This is a genomic window from Geomesophilobacter sediminis (genome assembly GCF_016458275.1).
Classification (GTDB): domain Bacteria; phylum Desulfobacterota; class Desulfuromonadia; order Geobacterales; family Geobacteraceae; genus Geomesophilobacter; species Geomesophilobacter sediminis.
This window is the reverse complement of record NZ_JAEMHM010000001.1, coordinates 342,105-359,613: the sequence shown is the minus strand read 5'-3', so window position 1 is coordinate 359,613 and position 17,509 is coordinate 342,105. Positions and strand designations below refer to the sequence as shown.

Genomic DNA, 17,509 nt, shown 5'->3' with positions numbered 1-17,509 from the left:
ACACACCCAAATGTGGTTTTTTAAATTAAAAGCATTGACTAAAACGATCGCACAATGTAAAAAGTTTGTCCCATTGTCATTTCCTGATCGATCCAGTGCCCTTTCCCCGGCGCCGGCTCCCGTACCCTAACACCGGGATAGCGAAGGTTCGACGTGATTGATACCGCACGTTCGCCACAGCAATGGAATTTCTCCGAAGCAGTCCTGCAGGGTGCCGTCCGGCTGGACCGTCGCGTCTGGCTCCCGGTCCCCCTCCTTCTTTGCGCGATCCTTTTCCTGTGGGCGACCAAGCCGCAGGGAACCTTCGAATCCGTCCCACTCCTCGCCGTCCTGAACTTCTTATCCTACGCGGTCGTCGCACTGGGAATCTCCGGCATCATCGGCCAGACCTTCGTGCAGCAGGGCAGACCAAGCCATCTGATGCTGGGATGCGGCGCGCTGATCTGGGGCTGCGCCGGCTTGGTCATGACCTTCGGCACCGTCAGCAACGACCGCTTCCCCTGCAACTTCAATACAATCGTCACCTATCACAACTGTTGTGTGTGGGCCGCATCGTTTTGCCACCTCGCAGGGGTGGCCGTATCCCGGAAATGGCGGGTAGAGCTTAAGCATCCCAAGCTGGTGCTATTCACGGTTTACCTCCTCGCCCTGGGGGCAGGGCTGGTCCTCCTGGTTGCGACGCTCTATGAGACGCTGCCGGTTTTCTTCGTGCCGGGACGGGGGGGGACCCTGGTCCGCCAGTTCGTGCTGGGTTCCGCGGTTGCCATGTTCACCCTGACCGCCACTTTGCTCCTGTGCGAAAGCGGTCCGGTCTCGGCCTGCATCCGTTGGTACGCCTGCGCACTGCTGCTCATGGCGGTGGGGGTGCTCGCCGTCATGATGCAACACGCCCCGGGAGGATGGCTCGCGTGGACCGGGCGCGGCACCCAGTACCTGGCCAGTATCTACCTTTTGGCGGCGGCAATGCTGCACCGGGACGATCCGGTTACTGAAGGGGTATCGCTGGGCGAAGCGGTGAACGAGATGGCCCAGAAGCATCGCTTCACGTTCACCCTGGCCGCCAGCCTGGTTTTCCTGGCCGCCGCAATACGCCTGCTCTTCCCGATGTCGCTGGGGGCCGAATTTCCGTTCGTCACCTTCTACCCCGCCGTCATCCTCGCGGCCGGCTACGGGGGACTGGGCCCCGGTCTCATCGCCACGGTATTCTCGGTTTTCATGGCGGGATGGGTCCGGACCACGCTCGGCGGCGATATCTCCTTCGATACCTGGTCCGGGGTTCGCATCGCCTGCTTCACCGCCAGCGGCATCATCGCCTCCGGCCTGGGCATGGTGCTGCATCAACTCCAGCGTCGTGCCGTCGAAGCGGAAGCCGAAGCGCGGTTTGCCTCCGAACGGGCGGCTGGGGCGCAACGGTTGCGCGCTGCGAAGGTGAAACTGCAGCAGAGCGAGGGACTGTTCCAGACCGTTATCGCCACGGCCAACGAGGGGGCGTGGATCATCGATGCGGACCGGACCGCCACCTACGTCAACGATCGACTGGCGCAGATCCTCGGCAAGCCGAAGGGGGAGATCCTGGGCCGGGTGATCGACGAGCTGGTCTGTGCGGAAGACCTGCCGTTGCTCCGGAGGCAATTGGAGCTGCGGGAGAAAGGGATCTGTTCCAAATACATGCTGCGGGTTCCCCAGCCGGACGGCAGCACCGCGTGGATTCAGATCTCCGGCTCCCCGCTGTCCGATGGGGATGGGCGCTATTGCGGCTCCTTCGCCATGTGCACCGACATCACCGACCGCAAGCGGATCGAGGATGAGCTGCACCAGCTGACCTTGGAGCTGGAGCAACGGGTCGAGGAACGCTCCGAAGAACTGCAGCGTTTGAACCGCGAACTGGAGAGCTTCTGCTTTTCCATTTCCCACGAGCTGCGCGCCCCCATTGCCCGGCTCAGCGCCTTCAGCGCTCTGATCCGGGAGGCGCTGGAAGAGGAACGGCCGGAGGAACTGCCGCATTTGAGCGAGCGGATCGAGGCGGCCAGCGTCAAGCTGCGCACCGTGATCGACACGCTGCTCCTGATGAACCGGCTGTCCCGTGCCAAGGTGGAACGGGAGCAGATCGACCTTTCCGAGCTGGCACAGCGGACCGTGAACGATCTGCGCGAGGAGGTGCCGAGACGGGAGGTCGCGGTGAAGATCGAGCCGGGGCTCACGGTGCATGGGGACCGGGGCATGCTCGGCATCTGCCTGCGCAACCTGTTCCACAATGCCTTCAAGTACACCGGCAAAACCGAGGCGCCCCGCATCGAATTTGCCCGTCAGGAGCACCCCGAGCCGGCCTATTACATCCGGGACAACGGCGCCGGGTTCGACATGAGCTTTTCGGACAAGCTCTTCGAGCCGTTTTCCCGGCTGCACAACGATTACGAGTTCGAGGGAAGCGGCACCGGTCTGACGACGGTGCAGCGGATCGTGGAGCGGCATGGAGGCAGGATCTGGGCCGAGGGGGCTCCCGGCCAGGGGGCGACCTTTTATTTCACGATCGAGGAGTCAGGGAAAGTTCGATAACTGATGCAGGGGGGAAGAGGATGAAAGAGCTTTCGATACTGCTGGTCGAGGACAACCCGGACGACGAATGGCTGGCCCTGCGCACGCTGAGGAAGATGGGGGCCGAGCGGATTACGGTGGCGCGCGACGGGTTCGCGGCGTTATCCGAACTGGGGGTGACCCCGGGTCCGGAACCGCATGCTTCGCTTCCGGACCTGGTGCTTCTCGACCTGAAGCTCCCCAAAATGGACGGCATCGAGGTGCTTTGGAGATTACGGAGCTGCCCGGCCACCGCAGGGTTGAACGTGGTGGTGCTGAGCTCAAGTGAGGACCCGCAGGCCCATGCCCTCTGCCGCGGGTTCGGCGTCCTGGCGTGTTTATCGAAGCCGCTGCTCAGGGAAGAGCTGCTCCCCATCATCAAGAAGGCGCGCCTGATCCGGGAGCCTTCCGGCGAGGCCGCCGCGGCCTGAGGCCAGGGGTGGCTCAAGGGGCCTGAGCCGGCCTGCCGAATCTATCTTCCAGCACCTGTCGGCGAAACTCGAAAATGGCGGAAAGGCGCCGCCGCACCAGCGGGACAACGATCCGCCCGAGCAGTCCGAACGGAAGCCCATAGTGGACCAGGTCCGTCATCTCGGTCCCGCCGGGGACGGTTTGGAAATGATGCTCGTGATGCCAAAGCCGGTAAGGCCCGAAGCGCTGTTCGTCCACGAAAAAGGTGGGAGCGTGGGCGTGGGTGATTTCGGTAACCCACTGGATCGGGAAACCGGCAAACGGGGTAACCGTGTAGGTGATCATCATGCCGGGATACATCCGCTCCGACGGCGGCGAGGTGATCCGGAACCCGAGATCGAGCGGGGTGATCAGCGGCAGGTTGGCCGGGTTGCCGAAAAACTCCCACGCTTCCTCGATGGGAATCCGCAGCAACTGTCTTTGTTCCAGGCGGAAAACCTTCATGTTCTACCTCGTCAGGCTCGTTTGCTGTGCCGACCGCCTCGCCGCAGGCATTACTGAGCGTGGTACGGAGTGCAGACTTCTCTCATTCTCTCAGCTCCGACCTTCCCTGTCACAAAAATTTTTCCTGGATGAATTTTCCCATTGACCCGTCTATTGGTTCACCCTTTAGGCTTGTTTTTGTCACGGCCATGACAACATACTACAGGCACAAAAGGAGTTGGTAATGAAACAGGTAACGGTAGAAGAGTGGGTAGCAAGGTTTCGCGCCATAGGTCTTGACGACGCAGCCATGGAGAAGTGGCACCGGCTTTTCGAACGGGAAAACCCGGCCGGCCACCAGAGCTTCCTGGAATGGCTGGGACTCCCCGCCGACAAAGTGGCCGAGATCAGGAAGAAATACGCCTGACCCGCAGCCGTCCCGCATTGTTTGAGTAACTTGCCCAAACGTTCCCTCCCCGTCAAGGGGAGGGACAGCCGTGCCCGCCGAAGCCTTGGCGAAGGAGGGGGTGAAGATGGGGTACGGAGGATGGGTGTTTCGCCCCTACCACGGAGGAAATGATGTTCCGCATCACCGAGCTCGCCCGTCAATTCGGGCTTTCCCGGAGCACGTTGCTTTACTACGACCGGATCGGGCTGTTAAAGCCGACCGGTCGCAGCGAAGCCGGGTACCGGATGTACTCCGCCGCCGACCGGGAACGGCTCCAGGCCATCTGCGGGTTTCGTAGCGCCGGCCTGGCCATTGGCGACATTCAACGGGTGCTGGAGCGGGAGGAAAACAGCGAGGTTAGCGTCCTGCAAAAGCGGATGCGGGAGTTGGGAGAGGAGATCGGCGTGTTGCGCTCCCAACAGCGGATGATCGCGCAGATGCTGAAAGTACAGGCGACGCAGGAGACGCCGGTCGACAAGGAGGCGTGGATCGAGATGCTGCGCGCAGCCGGCATGGACGAGGCGGCCATGTTCCGCTGGCATGCCGAGTTCGAGCGACGTGCGCCGGAGGCCCACCAGCAGTTCCTGGTCGGGTTGGGGATCGGCGCGGACGAGGTGCGCGAGATCAGGAGACGTTCGGCCGAGGCGGCGGAGAAGCGGTAGTCACCCCTCCTCCACCGAAACCAGCCGAAGGGCAAAAGTGAGGTCCTGGCCGGCAAGCGGATGGTTCCCGTCGAGGGTCACCTCATCTGCGCCGATTTCGGTGATCATCATGACCCGGCTGGCTCCGCCGTTGAACTCCATCGCCAGTTTCTGTCCCAGGCGAAGCTCGCGACCGGCGGGAAAGGCGTTCCGGTCGACCCGGATCACGTTCTCCTTGCGCCGCGGCCCGTAGGCCTCCGCGGCGGCCACGACGATGTTGCGCACCTCGCCCGGGGCCATTCCGGCAACCGCGGCTTCCAGCGCGGGAAAGACCTCGTTGGCGCCGATCGTGAAGACCAGCGGTTCGTCATCGGGAGTGCTGTCGAAGATCTTGCCGTTATCCAGCGTTCCTATGTAATGGACCGTAACCCTGCTGCCTGCTTTCAGAATGCTCATCAATGGCAACCTCCGAGAAGAAATTGGGCTCCCTCTGGATGTTGCAACAAACCGGCCATCCGCCTAACATTGCGGAATACCAACGAAAGCGCCCACCAAAACGAAAGGGACTGCCGCTCCCTTAGGCAGGATGCCTATCGGCAGGTCATCCGAGGGAATTTCCGGATCAGCCGTCAACTGTAGGAGTTGACAGGGAGCGTTGTTTCACTGTGGGAGCGCCATTTCTGGCGCGATCCGCCGGAGGCGGTGACTTCGGTTGCGGGTATTCGCGCCTGGAAAGGCGCTCCCACAGAGTTGGTGCTACCCGCCAAAGGCAGCTCCCGCAAATCCTCCGCTGGAGTCTTCCCCTAGTCCCCTAGCCCCTAACCCCGTCCTTCCAGCCCCCGAAGTCTCCAGGCCCCAGCCCCCTCGCCCCTCGCCCCTCGCCCCTCGCCCCCCGACCCCGCCTCTAAAAAATATCCACCAGCGACTCGTTGATCCCCTTGAGCATCTCGTACCAGAACTCCTTGGCCGCCTCGCTGCGGTCGGCGGCGAATTTCTCCAGCCACCACAAAAGTTCCGGGCTTTGGTCCCCTTCCACCTCCCGCTTGCGCAAAAGGAAGGTGTGCACGTAGTCGATGTCGCGCTGGGACTCCCAGAAAACCGGGCAGTTGTGGCTGTTGAGGCGGCTGGCCAGCACCGAGATCGCCCGCAGGAACTCGTCCCGGCAGCCGTACAGCGAGCCGATCACCTCCGGCAGCAGTTCCTCCGCCCAGGCGCGGTGGAAGCGGCAGATCCCGAGGTTATCCAGGATCAGCTCCGACTTCAGCCGCTCGGCGCATTTTCGCCCCAGCTCACGCGGGGCGATGAACTCGCCGGAGTACACCATGTAGTACTTCCCCATGATGGTCATCGGGGCGAGGGCTCCCGCCACCCAGTACTGGTTGGGAACCATCCAGCCGCGCCGCCCGAAGGCGGTGTAGACGAAAGAGTCGTGCAGGGCGACGCCGCGCCCGGTGGAGTGGATCCGGCTCCACTTGCGGATCCCTTCGCGAAAATCGAGCAGGCCGCGCCGCGCCAGGATCGCGTCGATGAGCTCCACCCCCAGTTCGGCATTGTGCAGCGAATCGGTGACCCGTTCGAAGCCGTCCACGTTCCAGCGCGGCATCCGGGTCACCCCGACCTCTTCCCGGGTCAGCTTCCCGGTATCCAGGAGGTCCATGAGCCACGCCAACACGCCTCCGCAGGAGATGGCGTCGAATCCCATTGCGTCGCAGTGGTGGTTCAAAAGCTCGGCGGCGCGCTGATCGAAAATGCCGCACAGAGGCCCCATGGTCTGGTACGGCTCGTAATCCTTCTTGTAGGGCCCGTTCATCTTCTTGCAGGCCGCCACGCACGGCTCGCCGCAGTTCGCCTGCTGTCTGCCGGCGATGGTCTCCTCGTTGAACTGCTTCAGGTAGTGGTCTACGATGAACCGCCGGTGCATCTGGAGCCGCTGGTCTTCCGAGTCGAAGATGGTCCGGTAGTTGAAGGCCATGATCTTGCCCCCCATGGTGGTGAAGTTCACCCCGAGCGTCCCGCCGGTGCCGAGCTTCTCGTCGAAGCGGTACTTGCTGGTCGCCTCCAGATCCTTCTGCGCCAGCTTCAGGTTGTACTTGTCCTGAAACCACTGGTCGGCAACGGTGCGGTCCCGGAAGTCATCCTCCACCACCGTGCCTCCGTAGATGATGGCGGCGATGCCGTGCTGCTGGAGCATGGCGCTGCCGAAGCCCCCCCGCCCCGCCCAGGTATCGACGAGCCCCACCTTCCCGCGTGCGATCGGGACCGACATGATCGCCCCCATGTCGGTCCTCAACGCCGCGGGACCGCAGACCAGGATGCGCGGGTCCTTCTCGAACCGGGAGCCGAACCGTTCGTGGACGTAGTCGGTGAGAGCGTAGACCCCGGTGCGGCCGCCGGCCCAGATCTCCTCGACCGGAATCGGGACCACCTCCACTTCGATCACCTCACCGTGGTTGCGGTTCAGGTAGAGCACGGAAGGTGCCGGGGCCTTGCCGACCAGGCTCAACATGTTGATGCCGAGGTTGTTGAAGACGAGCCCCGCCCCACCCATCGAGCTCACGTAAAGCCCCTGCCAGCAGGGGGAATGGCCGGTGACCACGAGGCGGTTGGAACCCGGGAAGATGGAACCGGCAAAGATGCCGACGCCGAAGTTGAGGCTGTTTTTCTTGTCGGCCAGGTGAATGCCCAGGTCGACGGGGCCGAAGTAGCGGTCAAAGCCGTACTTCACCGTTTTGTAAAACCCGGTGGACGGATCGACGAGCAGAACCTTCTGATGGGTGGCCATGGATGAGGATCTCCCTGAATGTATGTGTTTTTCCGAAATCAGAGACAAAGAGTATCGCGAGAGAGACTGAGGCGCTTAACTCCAGGAAAGAAGAAGCCACTATTTTGCCATAGAAACGCCAGATAGTGTAGGACGCGTTGAGGAACGAAACGCGACTTTTTGTGCGGGCACAGGAAAGGAAAACGCCCGGGCAGTCATGACTGCGCCGGGCGCCGGTGAGAAAGGGGGCCGAAGGTTGGTAGGCAGCGTTGAAGGGCCAAACGCGATCGCAAGGCTTTCAGAGCACCCGTTTTTTCTTGAGGACCAGCACGCCGAGCGGGACGGCGGCCGCCGCGACCGGGGTCCAGTACATGAGGATGGACCCCAACGGCCAGGGTGTGGCGAGCTTCAGAAGCAGGACCGGGGGGACGATGCCGAGAAACACAAAAGCGACCAGGAACTCAAGTACTTTCACTTCCACCTCCGAGGCATTAAATGGAGGCGCCATTATATAGAAAGGGGACCGACAACGGTACCCCTTTTCTCCCTCGATTTGGATGTAGGAGCGACATTCCTGGCGCGATCGAGTCCGTTTCAATAAGCAATGTTGCTTGAATCAGCAAGGCTGCCGCCAACCCTGTGGGAGGTAATCCTTTCTTCCGGCAGTAGTTTCCTCGGCGCCCCTCCGCGCCCTCCGCGGTGCGCTTCTATCCCCCGATCTAATTCCCGACGAGCGCCCGCGTCACCCCCTCCAAAAGCCGGGCCGGCACGACCGGCTTGTCGACGAACACCACCCCTTCGGGAATACCCATCTTCCCGCTGATGATGTGCTGCGCGTAGCCGCTCAAGATCAGCGCCTTCACCTCGGGCACGATCTCACGCAGCGCCACCAGCGTCTCCACCCCGTTCATCCCCGGCATCAGTGCATCCACCACCGCGAGCCGGATCCTTGCGTGCTCCTTGGCGAAGAGCGCCACCGCCTCCGCCCCGTCAGCAGCCTCGACCACCTGGTAGCCGAACGCTTCCAGGAGTTCCCGGGTTACCCGGCGGACCCCCGGGTCATCCTCGACAAGGAGAATGGTCACCTCCTCTTCGATCACCTGCGGCGCTACCGGCTCCGGTTCCGCAAACTCTTCCGCCCCGCCCGTCAGCGGCAGATAGATGCGGAAGGTCGTGCCGATCCCGGACTCGCTGTAGCAGGTAATGTGACCATGGAGCTGGGTGACGATGCCGTAGACGATGGACAGCCCCAGCCCGGTCCCTTTCCCCTCCCCTTTGGTGGTGAAAAAGGGTTCGAATATTCTCTGCAGGTGCTCCTTCGGGATCCCCTCGCCGGTGTCGGAGACGGTGATCAGGGCATGGGGGCCGGGGGTGCCGAAACCATGGGTCGCGACGAAGCCCTGGTCGAGGTGGAGCCCCTCCAACTGCACGCTGAGCTCCCCCCCGTTGGGCATGGCGTCGCGGGCGTTGGCGGCGAGGTTTACGAAAACCTGCTGCAGGTGGGCCTTGTCCACGGTGACCACCAGGGGGTCCGCCGAGCGCTTGAGCTCGAAGAGCACATCATCGCCCAAAACCCGGATCAGGAACTTTTCCACCATGGCGACCAGCTTGTTCAGGTCCACCGGCTCGAGCTTGAAGACCTGCTTTCTGCTGTAGGAGAGAAGCCCGCTGGTCAGTTCGGAGGCCCGCTCGGCAGCCGCGACGATCTCCCGCAACGGCTCTTTTAGTTCCGCTCCGGCCTTGATCTCCGCGAGCGCGGCGTACCCCATGATGACCTGGAGCACGTTGTTGAAATCGTGGGCCACCCCGCCGGCGAGTTGGCCTAGGGCCTCCATCCGCTGCGCGTGGCGCAGCTGTTCCTCCAGCTTCTTGCGGGCGGTGACGTCGCTGATGGTCCGGATCACCCCGATGATGCTCCCATCGTCGCTGCGCAGAGGCGCCGCGGTGTTGTAGGTCCATCCGGAATGCCCGGTCTCCTCGATGTTGTAAAAGAATTCCTCGCCCGGCGCCACCTCGCCGCGCAGGGCCTTCTCGACCTGCTCCAGCGACCCGGCCTTCAAGGTGGGAAAGAGGTCCTGGGGGCGGCGCCCCAGCACGTGGTCCTCGGTGATGCCGGTAAGCTGCTCGAGAAATGGGTTCCAGGCCAGGTAGCGGAGTTCCCGGTCATGCACCACGATCCCTTCCTGGACGCACTCGATGATCCGGCGGTTGAGCGCCTGGGACGCCTGGAGCCCTGCCTCCGCCCGCTTGAGTTCCGACAGGTCGGTGATGAGGGCGAAAAAGCCACGCACCTTGCCGTCCACCCGGTCCGGAATGTAATGGGTCCAGGTATACGCCGTCTCCCCGGTGGCTTTCAGCAACCGTCCCTCGAACTGTTGCGGCTCGCCCCGCAACGCCGCACACGCCTGCTTCTGCACGCGGCGGAACCCTTCCCCACCGAGGAGATCCGGCAGCGAGATCCCGACCATCTGCTCCGAACTCTTCCCGTACCACTCGAGGTAGCCGCGGTTGGCGAAGCTGCAGCGGAACTCGTCGGTCCAGTAGCCGATCATCACCGGCAGGTTTTCGGTGACCATCCGCAAAAAACGTTCGCTGGCCAGCAGTTTCTCGTGTTCGACCTTGCGCAGCATCATCTCGCCGATGCTGTCGGCCACCAGTTCGAGCGACTCGACGTCGTCCAGGGTGAACGCCCCCGGCGCGCGGTGATTGAGCTGGAGCAGGCCGATGATGCGCTCCTTGGCGCGGACCGGGATCAGCGCCACCGAGGCGTAACCTTCGTGGATGCACTGGTTGCGGGGGTGGATCCGGGCATCCTCTTCGGGAGGGATATCGAGGAACGGGCAGGAGTCGTTGGTCCAAAGGCTCCCCCCCCGGGTGCTGTTGGGGTCTTCGGGGTCGGTCTTGCCGGTGATCACCAGCCCGCAGGTGCACTCAAGGCAGATGCTGCCGTCATCGTTCCGGCAGATACCGCCGTCGGCGGTCTTGATCAGGAGCGAATTCTCTTTCTCCAAAAAGTCATGGGAGAACCCCTCCTGGCAGAAGTACGGGAAGTCGTCGCCGTCCTGCAGGCGCAGCCCCACCGCATCCACCCCGGTCGCCGACTTGATCAGCCCGACCACCTCGCGGTTGGCTTCCTTCTGGTCATCGCCGGTCGCCATGACCAAAAGGATGTCACGTTCCAGCCGGCGATAATCCACCCGCCCCCGAAGCGCCGCCTCCCGCGCAACGTGCCGACGCGACGTCAGGGGCTCGCCCTGCGGTCCCTCGCCGGCCGGACAGGCCACTTTCCGGAAATGACACTCCTCGCAGAAGATACGTTCTTTTTCGGCCATAGGCTCACCCATCTACTGGCATAAGGAGGAGGTCGATGCTTTATGTTTCGATTCCAGATCGAGCACGCTCCAACTGCGACGACACAAAAGTGTAGCAAAATTCAAAAACGTACTCTAATCTTTTTCGGATACTATCAAACAGAATAACAGCGTGCAATAGTTCTCACAATAATATTACTATTTCATTGCCAAGTTGTAGTCCGTTTCCTACAATTTGCAACAGATACTGGTTTTGTTACCCAAGATAGGTTGACTATGAGTGGAACGGGCATCGAAGAAGGGTTAAAAAGAGGAAAGGATTCATCTTATTCAGATGTTATGTTCTTCAGAATGAGTAAAAGCGGACGGTGGGCAGGGGATAGACAGGGGGCGGGGCAGGTGGCATCGGCCGGCCCACCCGTGCTGCATCGCGTCGTGGTCTCGGCACCGGCCAGCGGTTGCCGAGGAAGCGGGGCGGTTTTTTCGCCGGGACGTCAGAGGGGCGCGTCGGGCAGGGTGAAGGGAAGGGTGAAATAAAAGGTCGCCCCCTCCCCTTCCTTCCCGTAGGCCCAGATCTTTCCGCCGTGGCGCTGCACCACCCGCTGCGCGGTCGCCAGGCCGATCCCCACTCCTTCGAAATCGGTACCGTGCAGCCGTTCGAACGCCTTGAAGAGCCGATCGGCATACGCCATCTCGAAGCCGGTGCCGTTGTCCTTGATGAAGTAGACCGTGCTGCCCGCTTCGAACCGGCTCCCGAACTCGATGCGGGCGACGTCACGCCGTGCGGTGTATTTCCAGGCATTGCCGAGCAGGTTCTGCAAAAGCTGCTTCAAAAGCGAGGCGTCGCCCCAGGCGGCCAGTCCCGGTGCAATCTCCACCTCCACGACCCGGTCCGGTTCGGTTTCCCGGAACATATCGACGATCGCGGCAGCCTCCGCGCTCAAGTCGACCCGGATCGGCAGCAATTCGGTGCGGTTGATGCGGGAGAGTTCCAGCAGGTTGTCGATGAGAAGCCCGAGCCGGTTCGAAGCCGCGGCGATCCGGTTCAGGTAGTGGTGCCCCTCCTCGGGGAGGAGGTCGGCAAATTCTTCCAAAAGCAGCGCGCAGTAACCGTTCATGTGGCGCAGCGGCGCCCTGAGGTCGTGCGAGACCGAGTAGCTGAAGGCCTCGTGCTCCAAAAGTGCCGCCTCCAGGTCGGCGGTCCGCTCCAGCACCCTTCGCTCCAAAAGCTCGTTGGCCTGCTGCAGGCTCCGCTGCTGTTCCCGCTCGGTAGCGATGTGGTTCTGGATCAGCTTGGAGGCCTCGAGCAGCGCCTCCGAAACCTCCGCGGTCTCGCGCACCGTCTGGGACGTGATGGCAAGGACGGTTTCCCCGCGCCCGATGGTCACCGCCGGTTCCACCAGCGACTGGATCGACTGGACGATCCGGCGCCCGATATCCAGCGCCAGGGCAAGGCCCAACAGGGAGAGGGTGGTTGCCCCCAAAAAAGCCACCGCCATCCACCGGTAGACAACCGACATCACCTCGGACTTCGGGACCCCCACAATCACCGTCCAGCCGCAAAGCGAGGAGCGGCAGAACGTGGAGAGGACCACCTTTCCCTCGTAATTGGTCCGCTCGGTGATGCCGGAAGACTTGCTGGCAATGGCGCGTTTGAGGGGAGGAAGTGCCGATTTCCCGACGCTGCGCTCGGGGTCGAGGGTACGGGCGACGGTGATGTCGCGGCTGTCCAGGACGGAAACGTAGCCGCCGCGAGGGACGTTGCGGCTGGGGAGCAGGGTCAGGAAGCGGTGTGCGGTAAGCGTCATGGAAAGGTCGTAGCGGACCACCCCGCCCCGGATGACCGGGACGTCCACGGAGACGAGCGGGCGGCCGGTGAGCGCTCCGAAAAAAAGATCCCCGATGACCGGCTTTGCCCCGGCAAAGACGGCACCGACCGCCTCCAGATTGTTGCGCTTGGGCAGAGGCGTTCCCCAGGGGCGGAAGGAGTTGACCAGCTGCTGCCCGGAGGCATCGGCCAAAACGATGTCCGCTTCGGGGAATACCTTCAGGAGGGCCCGGCTTTGCCGATGGAAGGCCTTGAAATCACCCTGATCCAGTGCGGGCGAGGTGGCCAGGGCGGCCAGGGCTCCCTGCACGCTGGAAAGCTCGCGATCGATGATCACGGAAGTGGCACGGGCGTCGGCGAGGATGTCATCCTCCACCCGCTCCCGTTTCTCGACATAGGCGAAGTGGACCAGATAGAGCGAGACCAGCCAGACCGGCAGCACGCAGGCGGCCACCAGCCAGATCAACTGGGAACGAATGGAAGGGAGTCCTCGCGTAAACATTTTCGTGGGGCTACTCCGACGGGAATGACAGTAACAGCCGCTCCATTGTCATGTGCGGGAACGTAAAGTCAGCGACTTATATCACAGTTAAGCAGCACGAATAAAGGCGTATTTATTTCCGTACCCATGACGTGCCTGTTCCTTTGACAGTTACGCGCCTGTCTACGACAATCTCTCACAAAAAATGTTCCGGAATCGGCCGCATCCAGTCTAAGATGAAGCAAAGGAGCCTGGAGGAGCGGGCTCCGAAACGTTTTGCCAAAGGAGGAGACACCCATGTTGAAAACCGCTGCCTATGCCGCTGCGTCGCCCAACGCTCCCCTTGCCCCGTACCGGATCGAACGGAGGGAACCGGGACCGCACGACGTGCTCATCGATATTCTCTACTGCGGAATCTGCCATTCCGACATCCACCAGGTCCGCGACGAATGGGGCGGCTCGCTCTTCCCGATGGTCCCGGGTCACGAGATCGTCGGCACGGTGGCCCGGGCCGGCGCCGGGGTCTCCCGCTGGAAAGTCGGCGATACGGTCGGGATCGGCTGTTTCATCGACTCCTGCCGGGAATGCGCCGCCTGCCGCGAAGGGGAGGAGCAGTTCTGCGAGCGCGGCATGAACGCCACCTACAACAGCTTGGAGCGCGACGGCAAGACCCCGACCTACGGCGGCTATTCCACCCGGATCACCGTCGACGAAAACTACGTCCTGCGCATCCCGGAAGGGATGCCCCTGGAGCGGACCGCGCCCCTTTTATGCGCCGGCATCACTACCTATTCCCCGCTGCGCCGCTTCGGCATCAAGGACGGCGACAAGGTCGCCGTGGTCGGCCTTGGGGGGCTGGGGCACATGGGGGTGAAGATCGCCCGGGCCATGGGGGCGCACGTGACGGTTTTGAGCCACTCCCCGGGCAAGCGCGAGGAGGCGCTCCGGCTGGGGGCAAACGACTTCATCGCCACCGGGGAGCCCGATGCCTTTCCGAAGAACGCCGGCCGCTTCGACTTCATCCTCGACACGGTCTCGGCACGGCACGACTACAACCGGTACCTGGAGCTCCTGCGCCGCGACGGCACCATGGTGCTGGTTGGGATTCCCGAACCGACCGAGCTGCACGCCGCCTCCCTGGTCCTGAAACGGCGTCAGTTGGCCGGCTCGCTGATCGGCGGAATCCGCGAAACCCAGGAGATGCTCGATTTCTGCGCGCGGCACAACGTCGCCGCCGACGTGGAGGTGATCCCGATCGAGCGGGTGAACGAGGCGTATGACCGGGTGGTCCAAAGCGACGTCCGCTACCGCTTCGTCATCGACATCGCCAGCATCAAGGAGACCTGATGGATAAGGAGCAGCACGTGGCCGGCGGCGTCGCCGCCGGCTTCATCACCCTCGCGGTGGCCATGGGGATCGGGCGTTTTTTGTACACCCCCCTGCTGCCGCTCATGCTCACCGAGTACGGGATGCGTCCCGACCAGGCCGGTTTTCTCGCCTCTCTGAACTACGTCGGCTACCTGGTCGGGGCCTTCTCGGCCGGCCCCCTCTGCCACCGTTTCGGGGAGCTCAGGGTGCTCGCCGCCGGGCTTTTCCTCTCCTGCCTCACCACCGCCACAACCGGGCTTTTGACCCAGTTTCCCGCCGTCTGCGGCTCCCGCCTCTTGGCCGGCAACGCGAGCGCGCTTGCCTTCGTGGCGGTATCGGGACTGGTCCTGATGCTGATCGCCCGCGCCGGGAAAGAGAATCTCGCCGGCCTCTATTACGGCGGGGTCGGTGCCGGAATCGTGGCGACCGGACTCGCCGCGCCACCGGTCGCGCAGTTCGCGGGTGCGGCCGGTACCTGGGTCGTCTTCGGGGGGGTGAGCGCCCTTTTATCCCTGGTCGTCATCTTCCTGCTGCGCCGGCAGGAGGGGCCCCGCCACGACCAGGCGGCAGCACCCAAGAGGCCGCTCCCCCGGGATCCCCGCTACCTCCGTCTGGTGATCGCCTACGGCCTGGAGGGGTTCGGCTACATCATCACCGGGACCTTCATGGTCGCCGCGGCCAAGGCGACCGTCGGTGCCGCCGGCGCCCAGATCGCCTGGGTCGCCGCCGGATGCGCCGCCTTCCCTTCGGCCTTTCTCTGGTCCCAGGCGGCGCGCAAATGGGGGAGACTGAAGCCCTTGGTGGCAGCCTTTTTGATCCAGGCAACCGGGATCGTGCTCCCCGCCCTGGTCGGGGGGGCACCCGCCGTCGTCGCCGGAGCCCTTTTGTTCGGCGCCACCTTCATGGGCATCGTCACCCTCGCCCTTTCCGAGGGGGCCTCCTACGCCCCGGCGGCACGGGCGCGGGTGGTCGGTTTCATGACCGGGATTTACGGCATCGGCCAGATCGCCGGGCCGTCGCTCGCCGGCTACGTCGCAGCCCGCACCGGGAGCTACCAGCTCGCGCTGGCCTGCGCCGCCGCCACGGTGGTGGCCGCCGGGCTCCTCATCTCCGGCGACGCCTTCGGCCGAAAGAACCCGCAGCGGTAAGGCTTCCCCATCCAACCATAATCATTGACCCCGACGGTACCGGTGGAGTACAAGAACGGAAACGCCACGCTTCCAGCCGGCGAACCTCCCCCCCCTTGAAAAAGCGGGGGTTGCGGAGATTTTGCTTTAAGCCTTAAGACACGGAGGGATACCAATGCCACGCACGATCTCCGCGCTTCTCTTACTGCTCGCGTTTGCCGTGCCGGCGCTTGCCGCCGGGCCGCTCCCCAAACCGGCGGCCAACGTGAAATGCCAGGTCTGCGGCATGTTCGTCGCCAAGTATCCCGACTTCCTGGCCCGGATCGCCTTCCGGGACGGGGCGGTCGCCTGGTTCGACGGGCCGAAGGACCTCTTCCGGTTCTACAACAACATGGCGGCCTACGACCGGCGCCACCAGAAGAAGGACGTCGCCGAAGTCACCGTCACCAATTACTATTCGCTCGCCGCCATCGACGGCAAAAAGGCGCTCTACGTCCTCGGCACCGACGTCTTCGGCCCGATGGGGAAGGAACTGGTCCCCTGCAGCAGTAGGGCGGAGGCGAACGATCTCATGAAAGACCACAAGGGGACCCGCATCCTCCGTTTCACCGAGGTGACCCCGGCGCTGCTCAAGGGGCTGGAATGACCCGGCTGCGCCCATCCACCCTCTTCGGCGCCGCGATCCTGCTGCTTCTGGCCGGGACCGCCGCCGCGGGGCTCCACGCCCGGACGGCCCGGATTGCCGCCGCCGCGGCCGAAAACGAGGGGCGCACCCTGGTGGCGCGGCTTGGCCTCACCGATCTCTGCCTCACCACCGAGGCATCCTACTGCAGAAACCCGGCGCTCACCGACGCCCGCACCCCGTTCCAGGACCACCCGGGCGCCCTGGAACACTTCCCGAGCGGGGCGCTGATCGCGCCGCCGCCGCACCTCACCCCTACCCATGCTCCGCGCCGTTGAACGCCACCGCCACCTGCTCGATTTCGCCCTCGCCTCGCTTTTGCGCCGCAAGGGGAAAAACGCCGCCCTGATCGGGGTCTACACCCTGGTGGTCTTTTTGCTCGGCTCCACCCTCTTCTTCACCCATGGCATCAAAAGGGAAGCGGCCCGGCTTTTGGCCGAGGCACCGGAGATCGTGGTGCAGCGCACGGTAATGGGGCGCTACGAGCCGGTTCCTGCCGACTGGACGGAAAAGGTCCGCGCCCTGCGCGGGGTGAGCGAGGTGCAGCCGCGGCTGTGGGGCTATTACTTCGATCCGGGGCTCAAGGCGAACTACACCTTTCTCGTCGACCGGCGCGCCGAGCCGGGAAAGGTGCTCCTCGGTGCCGCCCTCTCCCGGGCGCGCGGCGCCTATCCCGGCGACACCATCTCCTTCGACGCTTTCGACGGCACCTTCACCAGCTTCGAGGTCACGGGGGTCTTGAGCGAAGCCTCCGAGCTCCTCTCCGCCGACCTGATCCTGATCGCCGAGGGGGACTACCGCCGTCTGACCGGGGCTCCGGCGGGGCTGGTCACCGATCTCGCGGTGCGGGTCCCCAATGCCAAGGAGGTCCCGGCGGTCGCCGAGAAGATCGCCGGGCTCTTCCCCCACGCCCGCCCCATCCTGCGCAGCGAGATCCTGCGCACCTACGACTCCCTCTTCGACTGGCGCGGCGGCATGATGCTCGCCGTCCTTTCCGCGACGCTGCTCGCCTTTCTCATCCTCGCCTGGGACAAGGCGACCGCGCTTTCCGCCGAGGAGCGCCGCGAGATCGGGATCCTCAAGGCCGTGGGGTGGGATACCGGGGACATCATGCTGATGAAGTTCTGGGAAGGGTGCTCGGTATCGCTGCTCGCCTTTGGCGCCGGGTCGCTGCTCGCCTACTGGCACGTCTTTGCCGGCAACGGCTTCGTCATTGTCGCGGCGCTCAAGGGGTGGTCCACCCTGTACCCGAGTTTCCGGATCGCCCCCTACCTGGGCCCGGAGCAGCTGATCACCCTCTTTTTCTTAACCGTCGTCCCGTACACCGCCGCGACCATCGTCCCCGCCTGGCGCGCCGCGACGGTGGATCCGGACCAGGTGATGCGTTAGGAGCA

The 17,509-nt window shown here is 63.6% G+C and carries 15 protein-coding genes; 9 read left to right on the top strand and 6 right to left on the bottom strand.

Annotation, left to right across the window (positions count from 1 at the left end):
• Positions 1 to 153: 153 nt before the first annotated feature.
• On the top strand, positions 154 to 2,556 hold the full coding sequence (locus JFN93_RS25885) for a sensor histidine kinase (protein ID WP_199382201.1): 2,403 nt from the start codon (positions 154 to 156) through the stop codon (positions 2,554 to 2,556).
• A gap of 20 nt (positions 2,557 to 2,576) precedes the next feature.
• Entirely contained in the window at positions 2,577 to 3,005 is a 429-nt protein-coding gene (locus JFN93_RS01485) for a response regulator (protein WP_199382200.1), read from the top strand.
• Between the two features lie 13 nt (positions 3,006 to 3,018).
• Here JFN93_RS01485 and JFN93_RS01480 read toward each other — a convergent pair whose 3' ends face one another.
• Entirely contained in the window at positions 3,019 to 3,489 is a 471-nt protein-coding gene (locus JFN93_RS01480) for an SRPBCC family protein (protein ID WP_199382199.1), read from the bottom strand.
• 223 nt (positions 3,490 to 3,712) lie between these two features.
• On the opposite strand from JFN93_RS01480, the gene JFN93_RS01475 reads away from it, so the two are divergent.
• Together JFN93_RS01475 and JFN93_RS01470 are read left to right on the top strand one after the other, a co-directional pair.
• Entirely contained in the window at positions 3,713 to 3,895 is a 183-nt protein-coding gene (locus tag JFN93_RS01475; protein ID WP_199382198.1) for a MerR family transcriptional regulator, read from the top strand.
• 149 nt (positions 3,896 to 4,044) lie between these two features.
• The gene (locus JFN93_RS01470; protein WP_236021475.1) at positions 4,045 to 4,578 is read left to right on the top strand and encodes a MerR family transcriptional regulator; all 534 of its coding nucleotides are present in this window, start codon (positions 4,045 to 4,047) and stop codon (positions 4,576 to 4,578) included.
• On the opposite strand, the gene JFN93_RS01465 is transcribed toward JFN93_RS01470, so the two are convergent.
• The 5 genes from JFN93_RS01465 to JFN93_RS01445 form a co-directional block, all read right to left on the bottom strand.
• Positions 4,579 to 5,013 carry an FKBP-type peptidyl-prolyl cis-trans isomerase gene (locus JFN93_RS01465; protein ID WP_199382197.1) on the bottom strand — a complete coding sequence of 145 codons (435 nt, stop codon included), beginning with the start codon at positions 5,011 to 5,013 and terminating at the stop codon, positions 4,579 to 4,581.
• 448 nt (positions 5,014 to 5,461) lie between these two features.
• Positions 5,462 to 7,339, bottom strand: coding sequence for an aldehyde ferredoxin oxidoreductase N-terminal domain-containing protein (locus JFN93_RS01460; RefSeq protein WP_199382196.1), 1,878 nt, complete (start codon positions 7,337 to 7,339; stop codon positions 5,462 to 5,464).
• A gap of 277 nt (positions 7,340 to 7,616) precedes the next feature.
• Positions 7,617 to 7,793 (bottom strand): hypothetical protein, encoded by a 177-nt coding sequence (locus JFN93_RS01455; protein WP_199382195.1) that lies wholly within the window; start codon positions 7,791 to 7,793, stop codon positions 7,617 to 7,619.
• 244 nt (positions 7,794 to 8,037) lie between these two features.
• Positions 8,038 to 10,650 (bottom strand): PAS domain-containing protein, encoded by a 2,613-nt coding sequence (locus tag JFN93_RS01450; RefSeq protein ID WP_199382194.1) that lies wholly within the window; start codon positions 10,648 to 10,650, stop codon positions 8,038 to 8,040.
• Between the two features lie 473 nt (positions 10,651 to 11,123).
• Complete coding sequence (locus tag JFN93_RS01445; RefSeq protein ID WP_199382193.1) at positions 11,124 to 12,959, bottom strand: sensor histidine kinase; 1,836 nt, start codon at positions 12,957 to 12,959, stop codon at positions 11,124 to 11,126.
• A 276-nt stretch (positions 12,960 to 13,235) separates the two neighbouring features.
• Between JFN93_RS01445 and JFN93_RS01440 the strand changes: the two genes are divergently transcribed.
• The 5 genes from JFN93_RS01440 to JFN93_RS01420 all read left to right on the top strand — a co-directional run bounded on the left by JFN93_RS01440 (position 13,236) and on the right by JFN93_RS01420 (position 17,504).
• A complete protein-coding gene (locus JFN93_RS01440) occupies positions 13,236 to 14,285 on the top strand; it encodes an NAD(P)-dependent alcohol dehydrogenase (RefSeq protein ID WP_199382192.1) in 1,050 nt (349 codons plus the stop codon).
• Positions 14,285 to 15,454, top strand: a complete 1,170-nt coding sequence (locus tag JFN93_RS01435; RefSeq protein ID WP_199382191.1) for a YbfB/YjiJ family MFS transporter — start codon at positions 14,285 to 14,287, stop codon at positions 15,452 to 15,454. Before JFN93_RS01440 ends, JFN93_RS01435 begins: the two co-directional genes overlap by 1 nt.
• Before the next feature lie 154 nt (positions 15,455 to 15,608).
• Positions 15,609 to 16,079: a nitrous oxide reductase accessory protein NosL gene (locus JFN93_RS01430; RefSeq protein ID WP_199382190.1), complete on the top strand. Its 471-nt coding sequence runs from the start codon at positions 15,609 to 15,611 to the stop codon at positions 16,077 to 16,079.
• Positions 16,076 to 16,393: a hypothetical protein gene (locus JFN93_RS01425; RefSeq protein WP_199382189.1), complete on the top strand. Its 318-nt coding sequence runs from the start codon at positions 16,076 to 16,078 to the stop codon at positions 16,391 to 16,393. The genes JFN93_RS01430 and JFN93_RS01425 overlap by 4 nt, the downstream gene beginning before the upstream one ends.
• Positions 16,377 to 17,504, top strand: coding sequence for an ABC transporter permease (locus tag JFN93_RS01420; RefSeq protein ID WP_199382188.1), 1,128 nt, complete (start codon positions 16,377 to 16,379; stop codon positions 17,502 to 17,504). The genes JFN93_RS01425 and JFN93_RS01420 overlap by 17 nt, the downstream gene beginning before the upstream one ends.
• Positions 17,505 to 17,509 lie beyond the last annotated feature (5 nt).